The organism is Bacillus sp. JJ1764 (genome assembly GCF_036962145.1).
GTDB lineage: Bacteria > Bacillota > Bacilli > Bacillales > Cytobacillaceae > Neobacillus.
The window spans coordinates 1-1637 of the sequence record NZ_JBALNY010000263.1; the positions used below are offsets into that span (position 1 = coordinate 1).

The 1637-nt window shown below is 29.7% G+C and carries 2 protein-coding genes; both read right to left on the minus strand.

Annotated elements, in window-relative coordinates:
- Positions 1 to 131: 131 nt before the first annotated feature.
- On the minus strand, positions 132 to 779 hold the full coding sequence (locus V7083_RS23630) for a CPBP family glutamic-type intramembrane protease (protein WP_335482657.1): 648 nt from the start codon (positions 777 to 779) through the stop codon (positions 132 to 134).
- 196 nt (positions 780 to 975) lie between these two features.
- The gene (locus V7083_RS23635; RefSeq protein ID WP_335482658.1) at positions 976 to 1200 is read right to left on the minus strand and encodes a cyclase; all 225 of its coding nucleotides are present in this window, start codon (positions 1198 to 1200) and stop codon (positions 976 to 978) included.
- Positions 1201 to 1637: the final 437 nt, after the last annotated feature.

The following is a 1637-nucleotide window of genomic DNA, read 5'->3' on the forward strand; positions in this document are numbered from 1 at the left end:
TGAAATATAAACAAATAAAGGCTTTGTTTAAAAATAGTGTCGAACTAAATTAATTTATATTTTTACCAACAAAGATATAAAAGCTACCACATCTGTAAAGTTACACAAGCAGTGTACTAGAATGGCTAATTTTAATGAATCCTTTTTATATACAAAATAATACAATGCGATAAAATTCTTGTTATAATAAGCCAAGGTGACCAAAAATGATAAACTGAAAATAATATTACATTTAAAAAAACACTGTATTTTCCCATCCATTTCATACGGGCAAGTAAATATCCTCTAAAGTAAAGCTCCTCAATTATTGGTAATATAAGTGTAAAAACGAAGAATCTTACTAATATTGAAATGATTATAATATTTCTATCAAATTGACTCATGTCTTGCACATAATTATAGGAACTTGGAATCCAACCAAATACAGTATTTAATAGATTATTTGAAAGTGGCTTTAGGGCTGTCATAAGTATCCCTGTCACTATAAACAATAAGAGTGTGTAAAATATGTATTCTTTAACCTTCAGCTTACTTTCTAAACCTAGTATTTTAAATATATTAAAACTTCCTACTTCCTTCTTTGCTACATAGAATAAATATCCAAGTTCTAAAGGTATTATAGAAAAAATCCCTGCTAAACTAAATATAAATAATTTAGGATAATTTTCAAAAACCCCTACCTTCAATAGAAATACATAAATTATACTAAACACTATTCCTGGAAACAAATGAAGTATTATAAGTTTCCATACACTCCTGATTTCCTTTTCTTTACTCATATCTTATCCCCTTACTTTTTTTCAACTTCAATTATACGGAATATCAATCGTTTTTTTACAATATTCAGTAAACTGTATATAGAGTAATACACGTTATTTACTTTAAAATTCTAAACATTGTATCGGAATTAGAGATGTGAGCTTGACAAATAAAGAAATTCTTTACAGCTCCCGTTTCAGCAATATAGAAATGAAGCTAATTGTTGTCATCAGGTCTTCGTTTATGTTTTTCATTTATGATTTTCTTATTGAGTATCCTTACTTTACCAACCATTAGCAACCTCATATCTTCTACAATATACTTAGCTAACTCTTCCTCAGAAATATCATCTCCCTCAATATCAAGACGGAATTCCTGCCCTTGAATTCCACCGCCATTGGTAAATTCGATTTCAAAGTCGAATAGAACTCTTTTGTCCATTTCGTTTCCACCTTAATCATTGTTTTAGAGTGTTATATATATATATTCTGATTTTTAAAACAAATACCTTCTTCCACTCTTCAAGTAAACTGCACCGTTCGTAGTATAAGGTTAGCCAGAATGCTAAATATTTCTGGTTGAACTTATTTATTTTGGTCTTATTATATCAGCAGCCAGGGTAGAACGTAACTGCCTTAAACTTTAATATACATACCCAATTTTCTTTTAAATGTTAATCTATTAAATGGCCCTTTTCATAAAGAAAGACGCTTTCTTTATTTCAGAAAAGCGCCCAATTGCTGAAAAATCAATAGCGTTGACAGAGGAGAACGCCCTTCACTCTGGAGAAAAATGGTAACCTACAATAAAATCTTGAACGTTTGAATCGTCAGGTTTATAAATAAAGAAAGTTGAACCTAATTCCGCCTCGTCTACAC

Excerpts from the sequence above, each read along its gene's own strand:
- V7083_RS23630 (WP_335482657.1), bottom strand. The coding sequence starts at position 779 with ATGAGTAAAGAAAAGGAAATCAGGAGTGTATGGAAACTTATAATACTT.
- V7083_RS23635 (WP_335482658.1), bottom strand. The coding sequence starts at position 1,200 with ATGGACAAAAGAGTTCTATTCGACTTTGAAATCGAATTTACCAATGGC.